This is a genomic window from Type-F symbiont of Plautia stali, assembly GCF_059731105.1.
In genome coordinates, this window is the sequence record NZ_AP035910.1 from 401534 (window position 1) to 421914 (window position 20381).

Annotated in this window: 18 protein-coding genes; 7 read left to right on the top strand and 11 right to left on the bottom strand. The window is 58.5% G+C overall.

The genetic code is table 11. The annotated features are described in order from the left end of the window. From AC6I7A_RS21380 to AC6I7A_RS21395, 4 genes are all read right to left on the bottom strand, one after another. Positions 1–849, bottom strand: a complete 849-nt coding sequence (locus tag AC6I7A_RS21380) for an ABC transporter substrate-binding protein (RefSeq protein ID WP_195910804.1) — start codon at positions 847–849, stop codon at positions 1–3. Between the two features lie 13 nt (positions 850–862). Beyond that, positions 863–2053, bottom strand: a complete 1191-nt coding sequence (locus tag AC6I7A_RS21385; RefSeq protein ID WP_046102847.1) for a M20 metallopeptidase family protein — start codon at positions 2051–2053, stop codon at positions 863–865. Between the two features lie 241 nt (positions 2054–2294). Then, a complete protein-coding gene (locus AC6I7A_RS21390; RefSeq protein ID WP_058957241.1) occupies positions 2295–3191 on the bottom strand; it encodes an alpha/beta fold hydrolase in 897 nt (298 codons plus the stop codon). Positions 3192–3242: 51 nt separating this feature from the next. Next, entirely contained in the window at positions 3243–3857 is a 615-nt protein-coding gene (locus tag AC6I7A_RS21395) for a TetR/AcrR family transcriptional regulator (RefSeq protein WP_058957242.1), read from the bottom strand. Positions 3858–4027: 170 nt separating this feature from the next. On the opposite strand from AC6I7A_RS21395, the gene AC6I7A_RS21400 reads away from it, so the two are divergent. Further along, positions 4028–5059 carry an AI-2E family transporter gene (locus AC6I7A_RS21400; protein ID WP_058957243.1) on the top strand — a complete coding sequence of 344 codons (1032 nt, stop codon included), beginning with the start codon at positions 4028–4030 and terminating at the stop codon, positions 5057–5059. On the opposite strand, the gene AC6I7A_RS21405 is transcribed toward AC6I7A_RS21400, so the two are convergent. Beyond that, positions 5048–7768: a cation-transporting P-type ATPase gene (locus tag AC6I7A_RS21405; protein WP_058957244.1), complete on the bottom strand. Its 2721-nt coding sequence runs from the start codon at positions 7766–7768 to the stop codon at positions 5048–5050. The genes AC6I7A_RS21400 and AC6I7A_RS21405 overlap by 12 nt on opposite strands. A 227-nt stretch (positions 7769–7995) precedes the next feature. Beyond that, the gene (locus tag AC6I7A_RS21410; RefSeq protein ID WP_230200849.1) at positions 7996–8403 is read right to left on the bottom strand and encodes a hypothetical protein; all 408 of its coding nucleotides are present in this window, start codon (positions 8401–8403) and stop codon (positions 7996–7998) included. On the opposite strand from AC6I7A_RS21410, the gene AC6I7A_RS21415 reads away from it, so the two are divergent. From AC6I7A_RS21415 to AC6I7A_RS21425, 3 genes are read left to right on the top strand one after another with little or no spacing between them, the layout of a single operon-like run. Further along, entirely contained in the window at positions 8324–9367 is a 1044-nt protein-coding gene (locus tag AC6I7A_RS21415; RefSeq protein ID WP_230200848.1) for an efflux RND transporter periplasmic adaptor subunit, read from the top strand. The two genes, AC6I7A_RS21410 and AC6I7A_RS21415, sit on opposite strands and share 80 nt — an antisense overlap. Beyond that, positions 9367–12435, top strand: a complete 3069-nt coding sequence (locus AC6I7A_RS21420; protein WP_058957246.1) for an efflux RND transporter permease subunit — start codon at positions 9367–9369, stop codon at positions 12433–12435. The genes AC6I7A_RS21415 and AC6I7A_RS21420 overlap by 1 nt, the downstream gene beginning before the upstream one ends. After that, positions 12428–13393, top strand: a complete 966-nt coding sequence (locus AC6I7A_RS21425; protein ID WP_058957247.1) for an acyltransferase family protein — start codon at positions 12428–12430, stop codon at positions 13391–13393. Before AC6I7A_RS21420 ends, AC6I7A_RS21425 begins: the two co-directional genes overlap by 8 nt. Here the strand turns inward: AC6I7A_RS21425 and AC6I7A_RS21430 are convergent. The 3 genes from AC6I7A_RS21430 to AC6I7A_RS21440 all read right to left on the bottom strand — a co-directional run bounded on the left by AC6I7A_RS21430 (position 13343) and on the right by AC6I7A_RS21440 (position 15159). Then, a complete protein-coding gene (locus tag AC6I7A_RS21430) occupies positions 13343–14071 on the bottom strand; it encodes a DJ-1/PfpI family protein (RefSeq protein WP_058957248.1) in 729 nt (242 codons plus the stop codon). The genes AC6I7A_RS21425 and AC6I7A_RS21430 overlap by 51 nt on opposite strands. Positions 14072–14170: 99 nt before the next feature. Beyond that, positions 14171–14494: an AzlD domain-containing protein gene (locus tag AC6I7A_RS21435; protein WP_058957249.1), complete on the bottom strand. Its 324-nt coding sequence runs from the start codon at positions 14492–14494 to the stop codon at positions 14171–14173. After that, positions 14491–15159 carry an AzlC family ABC transporter permease gene (locus AC6I7A_RS21440; protein WP_195910805.1) on the bottom strand — a complete coding sequence of 223 codons (669 nt, stop codon included), beginning with the start codon at positions 15157–15159 and terminating at the stop codon, positions 14491–14493. Before AC6I7A_RS21440 ends, AC6I7A_RS21435 begins: the two co-directional genes overlap by 4 nt. Before the next feature lie 111 nt (positions 15160–15270). Between AC6I7A_RS21440 and AC6I7A_RS21445 the strand changes: the two genes are divergently transcribed. Further along, positions 15271–15819, top strand: coding sequence for a helix-turn-helix domain-containing protein (locus AC6I7A_RS21445; protein ID WP_046102838.1), 549 nt, complete (start codon positions 15271–15273; stop codon positions 15817–15819). Here the strand turns inward: AC6I7A_RS21445 and AC6I7A_RS21450 are convergent, their stop codons facing one another. After that, the gene (locus tag AC6I7A_RS21450) at positions 15820–16158 is read right to left on the bottom strand and encodes a hypothetical protein (protein ID WP_058957250.1); all 339 of its coding nucleotides are present in this window, start codon (positions 16156–16158) and stop codon (positions 15820–15822) included. A 90-nt stretch (positions 16159–16248) separates the two neighbouring features. On the opposite strand from AC6I7A_RS21450, the gene zigA reads away from it, so the two are divergent. Together zigA and AC6I7A_RS21460 are read left to right on the top strand one after the other, a co-directional pair. Further along, positions 16249–17478: a zinc metallochaperone GTPase ZigA gene (gene zigA / locus AC6I7A_RS21455; protein ID WP_058957251.1), complete on the top strand. Its 1230-nt coding sequence runs from the start codon at positions 16249–16251 to the stop codon at positions 17476–17478. A gap of 93 nt (positions 17479–17571) precedes the next feature. Beyond that, positions 17572–18750 carry an NAD(P)/FAD-dependent oxidoreductase gene (locus tag AC6I7A_RS21460; protein WP_058957252.1) on the top strand — a complete coding sequence of 393 codons (1179 nt, stop codon included), beginning with the start codon at positions 17572–17574 and terminating at the stop codon, positions 18748–18750. Between the two features lie 3 nt (positions 18751–18753). Here AC6I7A_RS21460 and AC6I7A_RS21465 read toward each other — a convergent pair whose 3' ends face one another. Beyond that, on the bottom strand, positions 18754–20124 hold the full coding sequence (locus tag AC6I7A_RS21465) for an aldehyde dehydrogenase family protein (RefSeq protein ID WP_009092743.1): 1371 nt from the start codon (positions 20122–20124) through the stop codon (positions 18754–18756). Positions 20125–20381: the final 257 nt, after the last annotated feature.

Sequence of the window (20381 nt, forward strand, 5' to 3'; positions counted from 1 at the left end):
TTACGCTTTTGGCGCGACGTCTTCGCCAAACCATTTGATCGACAGTTTGCTCAGCGTGCCATCTTTGATCATCGACTCCAGCGCCTGATTCAGCACCTGCTGCAGCTCGCTGTTGCCTTTGCGCAGGCCAATCGCCGAGCCCGCGCCCAGTACGCCACCCGAGAAGCCGTAGCCGCTGCTGCTGATCGCATCCGCATGCTTTTTCACAAAGGCGTTGAGGTTGGTGCGGGACGCCATTACCGCGTCAACGCGCCCGTTCATCAGGTCAGCAAAGGTTTCAGGGCCCGCCTGATAGGTCCGGATGGTGGCGACATCGCCGAGGTATTTCTGCAGGAAATCGGCCTGAATGGTGGCGACCTGTACCGCGATGGTCTTGCCTTTGAAGGTGGTTTTCAGATCGTCGATCGCTTTTTTCATGCCCGCGTCATCATCGGCCGTGACCACCGTGCCACTGCCTGGCAGCGTAGCCAGCGGGCTGTTTTTGGCGGTGACAAAGCTGGAGACGCTGACGGTGTACTGATGGGTGAAGTCAATCGCCTCAGCCCGTTTTGGCGTCACGGTCACCGCATCGACCACTGCGTCATATTTGCCGTCGATCAGGCCCGGGATCATGCCTGACCATTTCTGGGCAATGATTTCATATTTAAAGCCTGCCCGCTTAGCCAGCTCCGCCACCATATCGGGCTCATAGCCGACGATTTTTCCGCTCGGGGTGGTCTGATTGAACGGCGGATAAGCCGCTTCGGTAGCAAACTTCAGGGTGCCAAAATCTTTTGCCTGGCTGAATGCAGACGTGGCAAGCAGGGCCACGATCAGAGAAGCCGTGAACAGACGGTTACGCATCATCATAAAACCTCATTTATTATTCGGAGAGTAAATCAATGGCAAGGCGGGTCAGCGCCTGCGTCCCGGCGGCAATACTGCGTTCATCCGGCTGATAGTCGGAGTTATGCAGGTGATCGTCACGGCCCGGGGTTGCCGATCCGATATGGATCTGACATCCTGGAACCCGTTCCGTAAACAGTGAAAAATCTTCGGCGCCAAAGCTGGCGCTCGGCTGAGCGATGATGGCTTTACCGAACTGATGAGACAAAATCTCTTCCAGGGCGTCAATCAGGCGATCGTCATTCATCAGGGGCGGAACACCCCGCTGGAAATTCACCTCAACCCGCACATTCTGCGCCAGCGCCACGCCTTCACACATCCGTTTAAACGAGGCTTCCATCGCAGCACGCACCTCGGGAGATTTGGTCCGGATGGTGCCCTGGAACAGGCAGCTATCAGGAATGATGTTGTGGGTGGTGCCGCCCTCAATGTGTCCGATGGTTAACACGGCAGAGTGCGCCGGATCGCGTTCACGCGAAATGATGCTCTGCAACTGGCTGATGAGATGCACGGTGGCGATGATCGGATCGGTGCCCATGTGCGGACGCGCCGCGTGGGTCGAAACGCCCTGCACCGTGACATCAAACTCGTCACTGGAGGCGGTGCTGGCGCCGCGGGTCAGCGCAATCTCACCCGCGGTCAGTTCAGGCTTGTTATGCAGGGTTATCGCCCAGTCGACGCCGTCTGCCGCGCCATCGGCGATCATCGCTGCGGCACCGCTCTCAGGCGTCTCTTCTGCGGGCTGGAAGATCAGCCGGACGCGGCCTTTCAGTTGCTGTCGATAGTGCGGCAGGAGTGTGGCCACACCCAGCATCGTCGCGGTGTGAATATCGTGACCACAGGCGTGCATCCTGCCGGGATAGCGGCTGGCAAACGGCAGACCCGTCTGCTCATGGATGGGCAGTGCATCCATGTCGGCGCGCAACAGCAGCGTCTTTCCGGGCTCTGCGCCCACAATATCCACAACAACGCCGCTGCGGCCGACGCCGGTTTGCGGGTCCAGACCCTGAGCCCGCAGGTAGTCGGTCACCACCTGAGCAGTGCGCAGCGTATCAAATCCTAATTCCGGATGCGCATGGATATCACGGCGAATCGCAACCAACTGCGATTCAAGTTCATTGACTCTGGCTTTTATTTCCCCGGCCAGTCGTGCTTTTTCCTGATTCATAACCGCCCCGGCAATAGCAGACCGGCATGCCTATGCCGGTCCTTATTTTTATTTCATCCTGATACAGGATGGTGATGACCGTTTATTTATTCACAGCACGTGACAGAAAGCAACGCGTAATGCGCCTTCAGGAATTAATATAAATCAATAAGATAGAACTATTTATTGGAAAGCCGTATGAGAGAGTCGTGGATAAGTAATAATATTAATAATCCACTTCGCAACATTACTTTCCCTGATGTTAATTTATCCGTTCCGGCTTATCCGGATGCCGCATAAAAAAGAGTGAGAGTATTTCCGCTAATTTCTCCGGCTGTTCGTCGGGAATAAAGTGGCCACAGTTGAGAATACTTTCACTGTAAACCGGCTGCGCCACCGCGCGTAACGGTGTGGCCATATCCGGTATCGACCCCTGATCGGCACTGACTGCCAGCAGCGGTATCTCCAGTTTCCCTTTTAGCGCGCGCTGGCGATTCTGCTCTGCAGAGCGCTCAAACGAACGGTAGAAAGCGAGTCCGGCGCGCAGCGCGCCGGGCTGCTGAAAGATGCGCAGATATTCACGACGCGCCGCCGCATTAATATGATGCGGATTCGCGGCCTTACGGTTAAAAAACCACTCCAGGTAGATGGCCTCTCTGCCCGCAATCAGCGCTTCCGGCAGATCGTTCAGGCCATGAAAGGCAAAGTGCCAGATTTTAGCGGCGTTTTCACCCGTGACAGGCAGTGAATCCGGCAGGGTAACACCGGGTATGCCGCCATCCAGCAGTGCAAGAGAGCTGACCCTTTCCCTGAAGCCCGCCGCCAGCGCCCATGCGACCCAGGCACCAATATCATGCCCGACCAGATGAAAGCGCTGGATGCCCAGCTGATCCAGCAGCGCCACGATATGCTGCGCCACGCTGTCAGTGTCATAGCCATCGGGCGGGAAGTCTGAATCCCCCTGGCCAGGCAGGTCAGGTGCAATCACCTGAAAACGGCTCGCCAGACGAGGGATCACCTCCCGCCAGGCGAAGCTGCTCTGCGGAAAACCGGCGAGCAGCACCACGGTTTCTGCCTGCGCATGGCCTGCGCTAAGGTAGTGCAGCCGCTGTGAATCTGTTCGGACAAAATGGTGCTGATAGGGAGCAAAAGCGTGCATAAAACCTCCTGATAATAAGGAAACGATCATTTCCTTAATGAGCAAAAAAATTCAGTCGACGATTTTCAGCGCCAGCGGAATGATGCTGGCATCGGGCCGGGTGGCCGCTACTTTGCCCGCCACCCGTATGCCCAGCACCAGGCAGAGCAGCAGTGAGGCAGTGGCGTCACACTCCAGTGACGGGTTGACTGAGCCATCCTGCTGACCCAGGCGGATAAGCTGCTGCAGATTTTGCTGATTACGCAGCAGGGCGGCGCTGACCGCGTCAGCCAGTTCCTCATCCAGGGTGTGCAGCTCAACGGCACTGACCGCGACCAGACAGCCGCGTTCACCTTCAACGTCGCGCACGGAATCGACATAAAAACGCAGCAGCGCCGCCAGCTTCTCCCGGCCCGTTTCACATTCGGCCAGCCGCGCGGCCAGACTGCTGTTGCGCAGTGAGAGATAGCGGGCAAAAACGGTTGCAAACAACGTGCGCTTGTCGGTAAAGGCCTTATAGATGCTGCCGGTGGTCAGCTGCATCGCCTGCCCGAGATCGCCGACTGATGTCGCGTGATACCCCTTCTGCCGGAACAGCAGCATCGCCCTGTCCAGTGCGGCATCCGTATCGAATGCCCGGGGTCGTCCCCGCTCGTGATGGAGGTTGTTATTCATCGTCGATTCCATTAGGAAATGATCATTTCCTTTAAGATAGCCGTTTTAACCTGGCGGGCAAAGCTTTTTTAACACCCTTTCTCATCCGCCTGTGGAGGGCCTCTCACCCCTGACCTGACGCAAAGCAGTCAGGCTGACGCCTCATCTATACTGCTGCTTCTGTTAGCTGAAGGAGCCCCATCATGGGACTACGCTGGTTCACTCCCGGGTCACCGCTGGCACGCGTGCTGTTTATGCTCGCCTGCCTGACCCTTATTCTGACAGGCCTCTATCTGGCCGCTCCGCTCATCAACCAGGTTCTGCTGGCGATGCTGCTGGCTATCATGCTTGACCCGTTGATTACCCGGCTGGATAAAAAGCGCATCCCCCGCATCGTCTCGTCACTGCTGGTGATCAGCCTGATGCTGTTTATCATGGTCATCACTACCCTGAAACTCTCGGTGCTGACACCGGATTTGATGCAGCTCAGTCGTCAGGCGCCGGTGCTGCTGGCCGCCCGACTGGATCAGCTGACGCTGGCCTTTGCCCGGCTGGATATTGCGGTCACCCCCGACAGATTACTGGCCTTTGTGGATGCGGGAGCGATAGTACGTATCGTCACCGCCTTTCTGACGCAGATCCCGGGCGTGATCTCCTGGTGGATTATGGTGTTCCTGATGCTGCTGTTTATGCTCTATGAGATGCCGCTGCTGAAAAAGGCGCTGCAAATGCGTATGCAGGGAGAGCAACGGGCCTTTTTTCTGGCGTTACATGAGGGGATTCAGAGCGTCATTGTTTATGCCCGGGTGAAAACCCTGACCAGCATTCTGGGTGGGGTGATCGTGGGCGCCGGCGCACATCTGATCGGGCTTAAGTTTGCCTTTTTCTGGGGCGTGCTGATGTTCATTTTTAACTACGTGCCGGTGCTGGGTTCGTTTCTGGCGGCCATTCCGCCCGTGATCCAGAGCTATCTCCTGTTCGATCTGCAGGTCGCGCTGGCGGTAGCCCTTTTCTTTGTGGTGCTGAATCTCTGTCTGAGTTCGGTGATTGAACCGCTGCTGATTGGCAAGCGACTGAATCTGGCACTGACCACGCAGCTGCTGGCCTTTCTGTTCTGGCAGTCGCTGCTGGGGATTACCGGCGGGATACTGGCCATTCCGTTGACCTTTCTGATCAAAAAAGTCCTGCTGGCGAGTTATCCCCGGCAGGACCCGATTTCTGAGTTAACTGAGTGACGGCGTTTTCACCCGCCAGCTGCGGGTGAGACGTTTTTCAATCTCTACCACGGCAAAGATGGCGATGCCGACCAGCAGCGAAATCAGCCAGTAGTTGATCGGCAGCGGGCGGGTACCAAACAGCGTGTTCATCAGGGGCACATAAATGATGATCGCCTGCAGGATAATCAGCACCAGCGTGACGAGCCAGAGGCCCCGGTTTTTCAGCAGACCGCGATCCAGTGAGAAGCCATCGGTGTTACGGCAGTTCAGCATATAGACCCACTGCGCCGTTACCAGCATCTGCAGCAGCACGGTGCGGATAAACTCCGGAGTATAGCCGCGCGGCTGCAGCCAGGCTTCCAGCACAAAAGCACTGACCGCGATCAGCAGGCTGACAAAGACCACGCGCCAGATGGCGTAGGCATCCATAACGTGGGCCTTAACATTGCGCGGTGGCCGGCGCATCACGTTAGCTTCGGCAGGTTCAAACGCCAGACCAAACGACAGCGTGGCCGAGGTCGCCATGTTCATCCACAGAATCTGAACCGGCGTTAACGGCAGCAGATTGCCCATCAGAATCGCGATGATAATCAGCAGCCCCTGTGCCATACAGGTTGGCATGACAAACAAAATGGTCTTTTTCAGGTTGTCATAAACCCGACGCCCTTCTTTGATCGCCGCCGCGATGGTGGCGAAGTTATCGTCAGCCAGAATCATATCGGCCGCCTCTTTGGTGACCTCCGTGCCTTTGATGCCCATCGCAATGCCCACGTTAGCCTGTTTCAGGGCGGGGGCATCGTTCACGCCGTCACCGGTCATCCCGACGATCTCCCCGCTCGCCTCCAGCGCTTTTACCAGACGCAGCTTATGTTCCGGGCTGGTGCGGGCAAAAATGTCATAGGTTTTTGCAGCCGTTGCCAGTTCGGCGTCGTTCATATGCTCCAGCTCATAACCGGTGATGGCGGCCTGGCTGTTACCGATCCCGAGCATCTGACCAATCGCCATCGCCGTTTCCTGATGGTCGCCGGTGATCATTTTGACGCGGATGCCTGCTTTCTGGCACTCATCAATGGCCGCAATGGCTTCCGGACGTGGCGGGTCCATCATGCAGGCCAGCCCCAGCAGAACCATCTCACTTTTCAGATCGGCGTGATCCAGCGACGTCACGGGAGCGGCGGTTTTCTTCCATGCGGCAGCGACGGTGCGCAGCCCTTCGCTGGCGTAGGTGGTGATGGCCGCATCCCAGTATGCCCGATCAATCGGTTCCGGGCCGTCCGGGGTCTGCTGCTGCTGGCACAGCGTCAGCAGGACATCTGGCGCGCCGGTCAGCAGCACCCAGGATTCGCCATTAATCACACAGCTGACGGACATATATTTGTAGAGGGAATCAAACGGCAGTTTGCTGATCACCTCCACCGGCTGCGGGGTCGTCAGGCCTTTAGCCGCCAGCACCTTGAGCGCCCCTTCGGTCGGGCCACCGACGATGGTCCAGTGTCCCTGACTGTCCTGACGCAGCTGGCTCTCGTTACAGATATCGACCGCCTGCAGGAACTGCTGGAACAGGGGGTCCTGCGCCGCATTCACACTGCCCTGCTCCGCCACGATCTCCCCTTTGGGTTCGTAGCTGTTGCCGCTGACGCGCCAGCGGCTCTTTGCCAGCACCACCGCTTTCACGGTCATCTCATTCATGGTCAGCGTGCCGGTTTTATCGGAGCAGATCACGGACATGGCGCCCAGCGTTTCCACGGTCGGCAATTTCCGGATAATCGCATTGGATCGCGCCATCGACTGGACGCCCAGCGACAGGATGATCGAGATAATGGCGGGCAGACCTTCCGGCACGGTAGCGACGGCGAGGCTGATCACGGAGAGCAGCAGTTCGCCCAGCGGGATATCCCGCAGCAGATAGCCAAAGATAAACAGCACCACCATCATCGCCAGGATGATGAGAAAAATAGCCTTACCAAGTTTATCGATCTGCACCAGCAGCGGGGTTTTCGCCTCTCTGATGCCGCTGATCATCGCGTTGATATGGCCCAGTTCGGTGTCGCCGCCGCTGGCAATGACTATGCCTGATGCGGTACCGGAACTGACGGTGGTGCCGGAGAAGGCCAGATTCAGTCGGTCGCCCAGCGATTTTTCGCCGCTGAGCGTATCGCTGTTTTTTGAGACCACGGTCGATTCGCCGGTGAGAATTGCTTCTTCAACCCGCAGATTATTCACTTCATACAGTCTCAGGTCGGCCGGAATTTTATCGCCGGGCCGCAGCATGACCACGTCACCCACCACGATATCGCGCGTCGGCACCGTGACCTGTTTGCCATCCCGAATCAGCATCGCTTCGCTGGCGAGCATATTCTGGATGCTTTTCAGTGATTTCTCGGCATTGTTCTCCTGAACAAAGCCGATGAGGGCGTTAATCACGGCCACGCCAATAATGACAAAGGTATCCACCCAGTGCCCCATCATCGCGGTGATCACCGCCGCCGCCAGCAGGATATAGATCAGCACATCTTTAAAATGGGCGATGAATTTGAGCAGCGCAGAGTGGTCAGCCTTTTGCGGCAGCGCGTTCGGGCCCTGCTTCCGCAGACGTTCCTGGGCTTCGGCAGTCGATAATCCGGCGGGCGAGCTTTTCAGATCAGAAAATATCTCTGTCACACTGCGCTGATACCAGGGGCGCTCAGATAAAGTTGATGCTTTATCCTGCTTATCATTATTTAGCATATATAAACCTCGTGCCATTTAGCGATGAATTAAAGGCGCAATTAAAGGCACGCATTTTGCGGGAAGCCGTGCCCGCCGGTTATGACCGATATCATATTTAGGTAAGAAACGTCCGATGAATAACATAAACGGGCAAAATTAAATCTGACTTATATTATGAGAATGACAAGATGCTTTTCGTTTAACTACGGTTTAAGTCATCTGAGGCAGTGTGCTTCGGCTTATATTCAGCCTTGAAAAAGGAAACGCTGATGAAAAAACAGAGCATTATCATGCTTTGCGGTTTCGTTATTTTCGCGGTCACCGCCACGACGCTGACAGGCCTCCTGACCTGGCTGGTGGTGAGGCAGCTGGCGGCATAAAACAGATTCACAAACCTGTTGCCGTTGCGGCAGACGCAGACAACGAATATTAAATTTTATTTTATCCCGGTTGCGAAAAGCATCAGGGCGAATTACGCCTTCGTGTTTATCGTGCCGCCGTGAAATATCTGCAGCTAAGGCGAAGACAATGATTAAACGCAAAGTTATCTCTGTTTTACTCTGCTGTTTCTTTATGACAGCGTGCGATGAAAAAAAAGAACCGGAAGCGCCGCCACCCCGCGTCGTTAAAGTTTTTACGCTTGAATCGGACATGGCGCAAAATATCCGGATCTTTCCTGCGCGTATTCAGGCCGGAGATAATACCGATCTCGCCTTTAAACGGCCTGGCCAGTTAATTCAGCTCGATATCCGGGATGGCACCGCGGTGAAAGCGGGACAGGTTCTTGCCAGCCTGAACGATGCCGATGCGAAGCTGCGGGTGCGGGACCGGCAGACGGCGCTGCAACTGGCAGAGCGGCAGTTTCAGCGTTTCCGCACGCTGGAGCAACGCAGCGCCGTGTCGAAGTCAGAGATGGACGTGCAGCGAGCGAACCGCGACACCGCCGCGACGGCCCTGAAAATCGCGCAGGAAGAGTTGCAGTTTCTTACCCTGCGCGCGCCGTTCGACGGGGTGATAGCAAAAGTGCAGGCGCGAAATCATCAGGTGGTGGCCGCCGGGCAACCCATTGCGCTGCTGACGCGATCCGATCTGCTGGACGTTATCTTTACCGTGCCGGAAACCCTCTTCTCCGCGCTGGACGTTCAGAACCTTCACTATCAGCCCGAAGTGCAGTTTCACGCCCTGCCGGGCCGCATTTTTACCGCGCAGTACAAAGAGCACACCAGCCAGACCAACGCCGCGACGCTGACCTGGCAGGTGGTGCTGACCATGCCGCGTCCGGCCGATCTGCCGGGCGTCAGCGGCTTCAGCGGCTCGGTTCGCGTCAGGCTGCATAATCTGCCGACTGCCGCCGCCCAGCCGCGGCTGGTGGTGCCGGTGGCCGCCGTGTTCAATCCGGACCGCAGCCCGACGAATCAACCGCACGTCTGGCTGGTCGACGAAGCGGGCGACGGCTTACGCGTCACTGACAGGCCGGTCACCACGGGCCGCCTCACCGCTCAGGGCATTGAGATCCTGAGCGGGCTGAAGCCGGGCGACCGTATTGTCGCCGCCGGTGTGGGGGAGCTGCGCCAGGGTGAAGCGGTGCGCATCTGGCAACGTGAGCGGGGGTTATAATGGGGATTCAGGCGCATTTTCTTGATAAGCCCGTCCGCATCTGGCTGGTCATTCTGCTGCTGGGCGTGGGCGGTCTCTATGCTCTGCTGAACATTGGCCGTCTCGAAGATCCACTGTTTACCATTAAGTCGGCGGTGATTGTCACCCACTATCCCGGCGCATCCGCGCAGCAGGTGGAGGAGGAAGTGACGCTGCCGCTGGAAAATGCGCTGCAACGCCTGCCTTATCTGGACAACGTCACCTCCATTTCAGGCAACGGCCTGTCGCAGATTACCGTGAATATTCACCCCCGCTATCTGGCCGATCAGCTGCCGCAAATCTGGGATGAGCTGCGCCGCCGGGTCGGCGATGCGGCCCGGCAGTTTCCCCCTGGCGTGCAGGCGCCGCTGGTCAACGACGACTTTGGCGACGTCTATGGCTACTTCTTCGTCATTCACGGCAAAGATTTTACCAACAGTGAGCTGCGCAACTATGCCGATCAGCTGCGCCGCGATCTGGTGCGGGTACCCGGTGTGGCGAAAGTGGCGGTGGCAGGCGTTGAGCAGGAGGAGATCCGCATCGCGCTCTCCAGCAGTAAAATGACAGCTTACGGCATAACGCCACAGCGCGTGGCCGACCTGCTGAGCCGTAACAATGGCGTGGCCAGTGCCGGTGCGCTGCGGGTTGAGAGCGAGTCGATCCGCTTTCATCCCACCGGCGAGCTGGTGACGCCTGACGATCTGGCTGATCTGCCTCTTCTGCCCGCTGGCAGTCCACAGAATCTCCATCTGCGTGATATCGCGACCCTGACACGCGGCGTGACCGATAATCCGGCCAACCTCTACTTTGCTGACGGGGAAGCGGCGCTGGCGATTGGCGTCTCGTTTGCGCCAGGCGTCAATGTGATCGACGTCGGCAATGCCCTCACTGCTAAACTGGAGCAGGATCAGCAGGACACCCCCGTGGGGATCAGCCTGAAGGTTTTCTATAACCAGGCGCATGAAGTCAGGCAGTCGGTCGACGGCTTTATCCTCAACTTTCTGATGGCGCTGGCCATCGTGGTGGGCACGCTGCTGCTGTTTATGGGCCTGCGTAGCGGCATGGTGATTGCCGCCTCACTGGCGCTTAACGTGCTCGGTACGCTTCTGATCATGTTTCTTTTTAACCTGGAGCTACAGCGGGTGTCGCTGGGTGCGCTGATTATTTCACTCAGCATGCTGGTGGATAACGCCATCGTGGTGGTGGAAGGGATAAAGATCGATCATCAGCGCGGCCGCCCTCTGCAACAGGCCATTGCCCGCATGGTGCGTCGCAGTGCCCTGCCGCTGCTGGGTGCCACGATCATCGCGATTCTTGCCTTTGCGCCGATTGGACTGTCGCAGGATTCCACCGGTGAATATTGCAAATCGCTGTTTCAGGTGCTGCTGATCTCCCTGATGCTGAGCTGGATAACTGCGCTGACCCTGACCCCGGTCTTTATCCACTGGAGTGAACGGCGGCGGGGTGCGATTCAGCCTGAGCAGAACGCCGCCTCTGCGCCTTATCAGGGGGTGGTTTTCCGGCTCTATCGCAAAGCGCTGGGTGGTCTGTTGCGTTTTCGCCTGACGACGCTGACGGTGATGGTGGCACTGTTAGCCCTGTCGCTGTATGGCTTTACCCTGGTGAAGCAGAACTTCTTTCCTTCCTCCGGCACGCCGATCTTTTTTACCGATCTCTGGCTGCCCTACGGCACCGATATCCACTATACCGCCGATACGGCAGCGGATATTGCGCGTTTTATCAATCAGCAACCGGACGTCGCGGCGACGGTAACGACCGTCGGCCAGGGCGCGCTGCGCTTTACGCTTACCTATGACGCCGCACGTCAGTACAGCAACTTCGCCCAGATTATGGTGCGGGTGAAGGATGGCAGGCAGATGGAGGCGCTGTCGCTGAAAACCGAGAGGTTTATCCAGCAGAACTATCCGCAGGTCAGGCCACGCATTAAGCGCATTCAGTTTGGCAGCGCCAGCGACAGCGCGATTGCACTGCGGGTTATCGGTCCCGATCCTGAAGTCCTGCGTCATATCGGCAGCCAGCTGGATGCGATTTTCCTGGCTGATGGCTCAGCCTTCCCGCTACGTAACGACTGGCAGGAGCGCAGCAAGGTGCTCCGCCCGCTCTATTCGGTGCTGCGCGGGCAGGAGCTGGGCATCGATAAGCGGGATATTGACCAGGCGCTGAGGATGAATTTCAGCGGTGACGCCGTCGGCCTTTTCCGTGACGGTTCGCGGTTGATGCCGGTGATGCTCTACCCCGCCGATGAGGAGCGGCAGAGCGTCGATCATATTGAGAATATCCAGCTCTGGAGCAGCGCTCTCCAGCACTTTGTGCCGATGAGCAATGTGATCGCTGACTTCCGGCTGGCGTGGGAAAATCCGCTGATTATGCGTCGTGACCGGACGCGCGTGCTGACCGTTCAGACCGATCCCGATCCGGCTTCGGGGCTGACCGCAGCCCAGGTGGTGGCCCGGGTCCGGCCGCAGATCGATCAGCTCAGACTGCCCGCAGGCTACCGGCTGGAATGGGGTGGCGAGCTGGAGAGCTCACGTGAAGCGCAGAGCAGCCTGCTCAGTTCGCTGCCGGTGGGCTTCCTGGCGATGTTCATCATTACCGTGCTGATGTTCAACTCGCTGCGCGACGCCGTGGCCATCTGGGTTACGGTGCCGCTGGCTTTGATTGGCGTGACCTGTGGCTTTCTTCTCACCGGCATTCCGTTTGGCTTTATGGCGCTGATTGGCCTGCTGAGTCTGTCGGGTATGCTGATCCGCAACGGGATCGTGCTGATTGAAGAGATCCGGCTGTTCCGCCAGGAGAAACCCCTGCAGCAGGCGATTACTGATGCGGCGACGTCACGCCTGCGCCCTATCCTGCTGACCGCCTTCACCACGGTACTGGGTCTGCTGCCGCTGCTGCGCGACGTTTTTTTCCAGAGCATGGCGGTGGTGATTATCTTCGGCCTGGGGTTCGCCACCGTGCTGACGCTGCTGGTGCTGCCGGTACTCTATCGCTGCTTCCACGGCCGGGAGCAGGAGGCGCAGGGTGAATAAGAGCGGGCTGGCGATGCTGAAGACGCTGGCATGCATCACGGCGGTGTCGTTTTTTACGCTTTATCAGAGTTACGACCGGTACTACTACGATGTCAGCCTGACGCTCAACGTGCTGAGCTTCGTCTCCACCATCGCCACGCCGCTCTATTTTCTGCTCAGCGGCTATATGGATGCGGGTGAGCAGCCTACCCCTGCGTGGCAGCTCGGCAGGATTCGCCGCATTCTGCTGATCTTTCTCTTCTGGTTCAGCTTTTTCTGGCTTGCCGGGATGCATCACAAGGGGTATCTGATTCAGCCGTGGTTTGTGATCGCGCTGATCGTGATTTATGTGTCGCATCCCCTGATCGACCGGCTGGTCCGGCGGCCGGGCGTGATGGCGTCACTTATTTTTCTGCTGCTGATTTTTGCGTTTACCTATGACCTGCTCGCCAGTCTCTCTCCGGAGAGGCGGTTGTTTTCACTGCCGCCGCAGTATCGCATCTGGACATGGGTGCTCTACTATCTGTCGGGCCGGCTGATGGCCACGCCCGCCGTCATGCCCTTTTTCACCTCACCCCGGGTGATAAAAACCAGCCTGCTGCTGCTGCCTGCGGTCTACCTGTTTACCTGGCTCTACGAGCGGTACTACTTTATTGCGCGCTTCCTGGCGACCAGCAACGATGTGCTGCTGACCGGTTCACAGGTTTATCTGCTGGTGGTGCTGATCGTCATCAGCATCAACGCCATCCGGCTGCCGGCGCGCGCCCGGTGGGTGACGCCGCTGCTGACCACACTGGGAAAAACCATGACGGGTGTTTACATCCTGCACTATCTGATTTTTGGACTGCTGGCCGCAGCAATCCGCATCGAGACGCTGGGCGATAAGCTGCTGGTTATCGCCCTGACCCTGATATTCAGCATGACAGTGTCACTGTTGCTGCTGCGTATCCCCGGCGTGCGCAAACTGATCAGCCTGTAGCCGCGCTGCTGCCGCTTCGGTGGCCGCACGGCGCGTGGCGATAAACGTCGCCATCTTCGCCCGGGCTGCTTCGACTTCCTGAGGGGGCGCACTCTGTGGAGAACCGCTGTTATAGGGCGGCGCGGGATCGTACTCCATCTGCAGCTGAATCGCTCTGGCTGTCGCGTCATCTGCAATCTCCGCCACCAGCGTCAGGGCAAAATCGATGCCGGAGGTCACGCCTGCCCCGGTGATGCGATTGCGGTCCCGGACCACCCGCTCACTCACCGGCTGCGCACCGAGCAGAGCCAGCTGATCGAGGGAACTCCAGTGTGAGGTGGCCCGGTAGCCCTGTAACAATCCGGCGGCCCCCAGCACCAGCGAACCGGTGCAGACCGAGGTGACCCATTGCGCCTCACCGGCTCGCTGCCGGAGGAAGTCCAGCGTTTCCGTGTCCGACATCAACGCAATCTGGCCCGGCCCGCCGGGCACGAAAATCACATCCAGTGGCGGGCAGGCTTCAAAGGTGGTGGTCGGTACAATCGCCAGGCCACGATCGGATCGCACCGGCTGAGTATCCTTCCAGATCAGATGGCACGCCACGCCGGGCGTGCGCGCAAAGACTTCCCAGGGACCGGTCAGATCAAGCTGGGTGAGTTCGGGGAACAGCAGCAGACCTATCTGTAACGCACGAGGCATAGAAAACTTCCTGTCAGGAGGTAAAGGATCATCATGCCGTGATCCCAGATCCAAATACAACGCCCCGCCCCTTTTTTCGGTCTGAGGAGGCCCGCGTCGTCAGGGCACACCGAGAAACCGCAGCAGCGCCGTCATCGCCGCCGCTCCGAGAATAATCATAATCAGCGGTGCCCGACGCCAGGCCAGCAGCAGGGCAAAGCCGACTCCGGCTACCCGGGCCACCCCGGCAAAATGGTGACCTTCAAACAGCGTCGTGGTCGCCGCCACCGCCAGCAGCAGAATGGTCGCAGCATCGGAGAGCATCTGCTGTGAGCGCTCACTGATAGGAAGACGGTTGCCCAGCCTGACACCGGCAAACCGCATCAGCCAGGTGCCGGCGGCCAGCAGGGCGATGCCTGCGATGAGGGTTCCCTGATGCGTCATTTGCGCGATCTCCATGTCAGCAGGCCCAGCAGCGAAAACAGCACCGGCATGCCTGCCGGTACCAGCGGCGTCGCCACCAGTGACAGCAGCGCGCCAACGGTGGCGGGGATCCGGGTGCGTCGCTGCCGCAGCGCCGGGAAGATCAGAGCGATAAGAATCGCCGGAAACACCGCATCCAGCCCGATGACCGAAATATCGGGGATGAACTGACCAATCATCGCCCCGGTCATCACGGTGATCGGCCAGATCAGCCCGATACCGATGCCGCACAGCCAGAATGCGCAGCGCCGCTGAGCCAGCTGCGGCTGAGAGATGCCAAAGACCACGCTTTCATCGTTCATGATGTGACAGCCAAACCAGCCCCGTGGTCCCTGACCCACCAGATCCTTGACCGCGATGCCAAACGGCAGGTGACGCGCGTTCACCAGCAGGCCCGCCGCGGCGGCGGTAAAGGGACTGCCTCCGCCGGCTACGATGCCGATGAACAGAAATTCTGACGCCCCCGCCAGCACCAGCGTTGAGAGGGCCAGCGGCACCCAGAGCGGGAATCCGTCGGCAGACGCCAGCGAGCCATAGGACAAACCGACAATACCGTCAGCGACGCAGACAAGAAAGATCGCTTTGATCACCCCTTTGTCCAGAACCTGCATGTGCGGAAAATGCATCACTCCCTCTCATAATGAACATATAATCCGATATAATGAACACGTTATAATCGATTTACAAGTCGAACGTTTCGTTCGATATAAAAAACAGTGCATCTGTCAGGAGTGCAAGTGAATACCCCTATCAGCATTATCGCCAGTGCATTAGTGCGGGAACGTCAGCGGGCAGGCCTGTCGCTGGCCGAAGTGGCACGCCGTGCCGGGATTGCTAAATCGACCCTGTCACAGCTGGAGGCCGGTGTGGGCAATCCCGGCATTGAAACGTTGTGGTCACTCTGCGTGACGCTGAACATCCCCTTTTCGCGCCTGATGGAGCCGGACACCCGTCAGCTGCAGGTGATCCGCCGTGGAGAAGGCCTGTCAGTGACCGCTGAGCTGGCCGATTATCAGGCCATTTTACTGGCTTCCTGTCCTCCCGGTGCCCGGCGTGATATCTACCTGCTGGAGGTTCAGCCTGGCAGCGAGCGCGTTTCACATCCGCATAATCCCAATACGGTCGAGCATATTATTATTGCCCGCGGCCGGGCGCTGGTCGGGCCGGTCGATACGGCGGTCGAACTGAACGTCGGGGATTACATTACCTATCCGGGTGACGAACCTCATCTTTTCCGCGCACTGGAAGCGGATACGCTGGCGATGATGATTATTGAGAATCACTGATCACCCTTCGGTCAGGAGTGACTGACTCTGTTCGGGCGTCAGGTGGGTGATCAGCTGCACCTGACACGCCAGCGTGATGGCCGGATAGTGCTCACGCATCCCCGCCAGCAGCACCGCATCCGGCCACTCTGCCTCTTTTCCCAGTGCGGCGGCGACCCCGGATAACCGCAGGGTGTCGATCCGCGTCACCCACACCACCACCGAGTCCGCCGCATTCTGCTGATTTACCAGCCTCAACGGACCGGTGACGATTTCGCCCTCCTGCCAGCGCACCGTCGAGGTTTTTTCGCCACGCCTGACTTCAGGCATCAGACGCGGAACGAGCGTGAGTTGTTGCATGACGTCTCCTTTTTTGGCGTCCCGGTTGAAAAGAGCGTCATAAATGTTATGTTATAACATATCTATTGGTCGCTCATTACAGGTAATACTATGCCACTCTCCACCCTGACATCAGAAGATCCGCGTCTCCCCGTTGCGGTTCTCTCCGGCTTTCTCGGTGCCGGTAAAACCACCCTGCTTAACCATATTCTCAACAACCGGGAAGGACGCCGCATCGCGGTCATCGTCAATGATATGTCTGAAGTGAATATTGACGCGGCCCTGGTGCGTAACGGCGGTGCGCAGCTGTCGCGCACCGATGAAAAACTGGTTGAAATGAGTAACGGCTGCATCTGCTGCACGCTGCGTGAAGATCTGCTGGTAGAGGTAAAAAGGCTGGCTCAGGCGGGACGTTTTGACCATCTGGTGATTGAATCCACCGGTATTTCGGAGCCGCTGCCCGTGGCGGAAACCTTTACGTTTGAGGATGAAGAGGGTGAAAGCCTCTCCGCCTATGCCCGGCTGGACAGTATGATCACCGTGGTGGATGGCTTCAACTTCCTGCGCGACTACCGTTCGGTGGACGATCTTCAGTCGCGCGGCGAGTCGCTGGGCGCGCAGGATGAGCGCGCGGTGGTGGATTTGCTGGTGGATCAGATCGAGTTCTGTGATCTGCTGGTGCTGAACAAAACGGATCTGCTCAGCCCGGCGGAGCTGCATCAGCTGCAGGGCATGCTGCGGGCCCTCAATCCCCATGCCCGCATCGTAAACAGCGAATTCGGGCAGGTTCCGCTGGCGACGCTGCTCAGCACCGGCCGGTTCGATTTCGACCGGGCCGCGCAGGCTCCCGGCTGGCTGCAGACGCTGCGCGGTGAGCATCAGCCGGAATCAGAAGAGTACGGTATTCGCAGTTTTGCCTGGCGTGCCCGTCGTCCTTTTCATCCGGCGCGCTTCTGGCAGGTGGTCAATCACCAGCTGGAGGGCGTGATCCGCTCTAAAGGGTATTTCTGGCTCGCCAGCCGGCCGGGTTATGCGGCGCTCTGGTCACAGGCGGGCGCGGTAGCGCGCCAGGGTTACGCCGGACGCTGGTGGGCCAGCGTGCCACGATCCGACTGGCCGCAGGATGCGGACACCCTTAACTTCATCGCTGAACAGTGGCAGGAAGGCGTCGGGGATGCACGTCAGGAGCTGGTCTTTATCGGTATTGAGATGGACGAGGCACATATACGGGACGCGCTGGAACAGGCGCTGCTGACCCCTGAGGAGATGGCGATGGGACCGGAGCAGTGGGTCACCCTGCCCGATCCGGTGCCCGCCTGGTTTGATGAGGTGACGGCCTGACAGGAGAGTTGACGGCACTTCCGGGCTCCGTAATAGTGAACTGACCCGGCGGGCGACCCTCGCCCGCCGATCTTCATTCCGGGGAAGCCAACTATGCCACAACGTATTGCCGTTATCGGTGCCGGCGTGCTGGGTTTAGCCGTTGCGCAGTCGCTCTCCCGCCGCGGCGCACAGGTGACGGTCTTTGATAAAAACCTTCCCGGCTGCGGCACCAGCCAGATCAGCTATGCCTGGGTTAACGCCAACGGCAAAGATCCCGCCCGTTACCATGAGCTTAATGCCGCTGCGATTGACGAACACAAGCGCTGGCAGGCTGCACACCCGTCATCGCCACAGTGGCTGCTGGAAACCGGTACGCTGGAGTGGGCGAGCGATGAAGCCACTCAGCGTCAGCTGGAGCAGCGAGCCGCGAAACTCTCCGCCCTGCACTATCCCGTCGAAACCCGCGATCGTGCCGCGCTGCTGAGCGCACTGCCGGAGCTTCGACTCGATCCCCGCGTTCAGCAGGGATGGTTTTTTCCTTCGGAATGCCTGCTCTATCCGAGCCTGTTTATCGCCTCTCTGATAGCCGACCTGCGGGCCAGTGGTGGTCAGCTGGTCTGCAACAATGAGGTGACCACGCTGACCGAATCAGACCGCTATGTTCAGCTGACCCTGGCCAGCAGTGAAACCTGGCAGGGGGATCAGCTGGTGCTGGCCTCCGGCCGCTGGGCCCCGGAACTGATGAGCCAGTGCGGGCTGCAACTGGCGATGACCGATGCGAACCGGGCCGATCCTGTTGCCTGCAGTTTTCTGGCACAGACGCAGCCGTTACCCGTTTCGCTCAACTGCAATCTGATTACGCCGGAACTGAATGTGCGCCCGGATGGCGCGGGTCGTCTGATGCTGCAGGCACTGGATCTGGATCAGCACGCCGATCCGGCCCGTCCGGCTTCTCCTGATGGGCTGATTGGAAAAGAGATGCTGCGACGCCTGCAGCGGCTTTTCAGGCAGTGCGAGGGCGCGAGGATTGAGCGGATAGCAACGGGACAGCGGTCGCGGCCGTCCGATGGACTGCCTGCGCTAGGGTATATCAGTGATGCTTCACGTGTCTACCTGATGGTCAGCCATAGCGGGATGACCCTTGCCCCGCTGCTGGGCAGGCTGGTGGCAGAGGCGATGCTGAGCGGAACAGCTTCACCGATGCTGAGTGCTTTTGCTCCGCATCGGCTGCTGCGTCCGCTCAGTGCGGGTTCCAGACCCGCACCTGCCTATCTTCCGGCTGCACAGTAACGCTTAGCGGCGATTCTTCCACACGGTCTGGACGTTACAGAACTCATGTACGCCGAAATGTGACAGTTCACGGCCGTAGCCGCTTTTTTTCACGCCGCCGATGGTGACACGCGGATCGGATGCGCCGTTGCCATTCACAAAGACGGCCCCGACTTCCAGCTGCAGCGCCAGCTGATCGGCGATCGCTTCGTTACCGCTCCAGACGGTGGCGCTGAGGCCAAAGTCGCTGTCGTTGGCGATCTCCAGTGCATGTTGTGGATCGCGTGCGACCGCAATGGCGGCGACGGGGCCGAACAGCTCCTCTCTGAAAGCGGTCATGGCAGGCGTAACATCGGCAAGAATAGTCGGAGCATAATAATTCCCCTCCCCTGCTACCTTCTCGCCGCCCAGTACCAGACGGGCGCCTTCACGCAGTGTCGCCTTAACCTGACCATCCAGTTCATCACGCAGATCGGCGCGTGCCATCGGGCCCAGGAACGTCTTTTCGTCCAGGGGATCGCCCATGGTCAGGGCCTGCACGGCTGCGGTGAAGCGTTTTTCAAAGGCTTCTGCGATTGGCGCTTCCACAATAAAGCGCTTGGCAGCCATACAGACCTGTCCGGTGTTCTGGAAACGTCCGATGACGGCTGATTTCACGGCTTCATCAAGATCGGCGTCTGCCAGTACGATGAAGGGATCGGATCCGCCCAGTTCCAGCACGGTCTTTTTCAGTGCTGCGCCCGCCTGTGCGGCAATAGCGGCACCTGCCCGTACGCTGCCGGTCACCGCAACAGCGGCAATCCGGTCATCCCTGATGGCGACGGAGACCCCATCATTGTCGACGTTAATCAGGTTAAAGCCACCAGCTGGCAGATCGGTTGCTTCAAAGAGTTCCGCCATCAGCGTGGCGCTTCCCATGACGTTTGGCGCGTGTTTCAGCAGGTAGGTGTTCCCGGCCAGCAGCATGCTTACTGCACCGCGCAGAACCTGCCACAGCGGGAAATTCCACGGCATCACCGCCAGGATGACGCCCAGAGGGCGAAACCGCTGCCAGGCATCAGCAACCTGCGTCGGCTGATCGGCCAGCATAGCCGGGCCATGTTCAGCATACCAGTCGCATAGGTTCGCGCATTTCAGAACCTCTGCGCGCGCCTGAGCAATCGGTTTGCCCATCTCCAGGGTAATGGTGCGGGAGAGATCGTTTTCCCGCAGTCGGATCTGTTCGCCCAGCTGACGCAGGACACGAACGCGATCGTCCATGCTGCTGCGCTGCCACAGGGCAAAGGCAGAGGCGCTTTTTGTCAGTGCCTGTTCAAGTTCTGCAGGGCTCTGAAGAGGATAACGAGCCAGAATTTCGCCGGTTGCCGGATTGCGTGAGAGTACATGTTCAGTCATGGTGCCCTTTCCTTATTTTTTCAGTGATGAAAAGACGATACGCGCTGAAGTTGATGATGAAAAATGAATAATAGTGAGGAAGTTGTTTATTTTTCGAGAATGCAGGTGGCAGGATTGCTGCGAACTGGCTTCCGGCGCGAGATGTGCAGAGAGACGTGATGCAGCCTGAACGCTTCTGAAGCATAAGCGAATGAGGAAGTTATCCACTTATACAGTGACCCGATCCTAAAAAACGATCCTTAATAGATCATATAGAG

Bases quoted from the DNA above. Each gene is read 5' to 3' on its own strand.
- AC6I7A_RS21390 (WP_058957241.1), bottom strand. From the start codon at position 3,191: ATGCACGCTTTTGCTCCCTATCAGCACCATTTTGTCCGAACAGATTCA.
- AC6I7A_RS21410 (WP_230200849.1), bottom strand. From the start codon at position 8,403: ATGTCCGATTCAAGCGTAAAAACTTTAACGACGCGGGGTGGCGGCGCT.
- AC6I7A_RS21465 (WP_009092743.1), bottom strand. From the start codon at position 20,124: ATGACTGAACATGTACTCTCACGCAATCCGGCAACCGGCGAAATTCTG.
- AC6I7A_RS21405 (WP_058957244.1), bottom strand. From the start codon at position 7,768: ATGCTAAATAATGATAAGCAGGATAAAGCATCAACTTTATCTGAGCGC.
- AC6I7A_RS21395 (WP_058957242.1), bottom strand. From the start codon at position 3,857: ATGGAATCGACGATGAATAACAACCTCCATCACGAGCGGGGACGACCC.
- AC6I7A_RS21435 (WP_058957249.1), bottom strand. From the start codon at position 14,494: ATGACGCATCAGGGAACCCTCATCGCAGGCATCGCCCTGCTGGCCGCC.
- AC6I7A_RS21380 (WP_195910804.1), bottom strand. From the start codon at position 849: ATGATGATGCGTAACCGTCTGTTCACGGCTTCTCTGATCGTGGCCCTG.
- AC6I7A_RS21420 (WP_058957246.1), top strand. From the start codon at position 9,367: ATGGGGATTCAGGCGCATTTTCTTGATAAGCCCGTCCGCATCTGGCTG.
- AC6I7A_RS21385 (WP_046102847.1), bottom strand. From the start codon at position 2,053: ATGAATCAGGAAAAAGCACGACTGGCCGGGGAAATAAAAGCCAGAGTC.
- AC6I7A_RS21440 (WP_195910805.1), bottom strand. From the start codon at position 15,159: ATGCATTTTCCGCACATGCAGGTTCTGGACAAAGGGGTGATCAAAGCG.
- zigA (WP_058957251.1), top strand. From the start codon at position 16,249: ATGCCACTCTCCACCCTGACATCAGAAGATCCGCGTCTCCCCGTTGCG.
- AC6I7A_RS21430 (WP_058957248.1), bottom strand. From the start codon at position 14,071: ATGCCTCGTGCGTTACAGATAGGTCTGCTGCTGTTCCCCGAACTCACC.
- AC6I7A_RS21460 (WP_058957252.1), top strand. From the start codon at position 17,572: ATGCCACAACGTATTGCCGTTATCGGTGCCGGCGTGCTGGGTTTAGCC.
- AC6I7A_RS21415 (WP_230200848.1), top strand. From the start codon at position 8,324: ATGACAGCGTGCGATGAAAAAAAAGAACCGGAAGCGCCGCCACCCCGC.
- AC6I7A_RS21450 (WP_058957250.1), bottom strand. From the start codon at position 16,158: ATGCAACAACTCACGCTCGTTCCGCGTCTGATGCCTGAAGTCAGGCGT.
- AC6I7A_RS21400 (WP_058957243.1), top strand. From the start codon at position 4,028: ATGGGACTACGCTGGTTCACTCCCGGGTCACCGCTGGCACGCGTGCTG.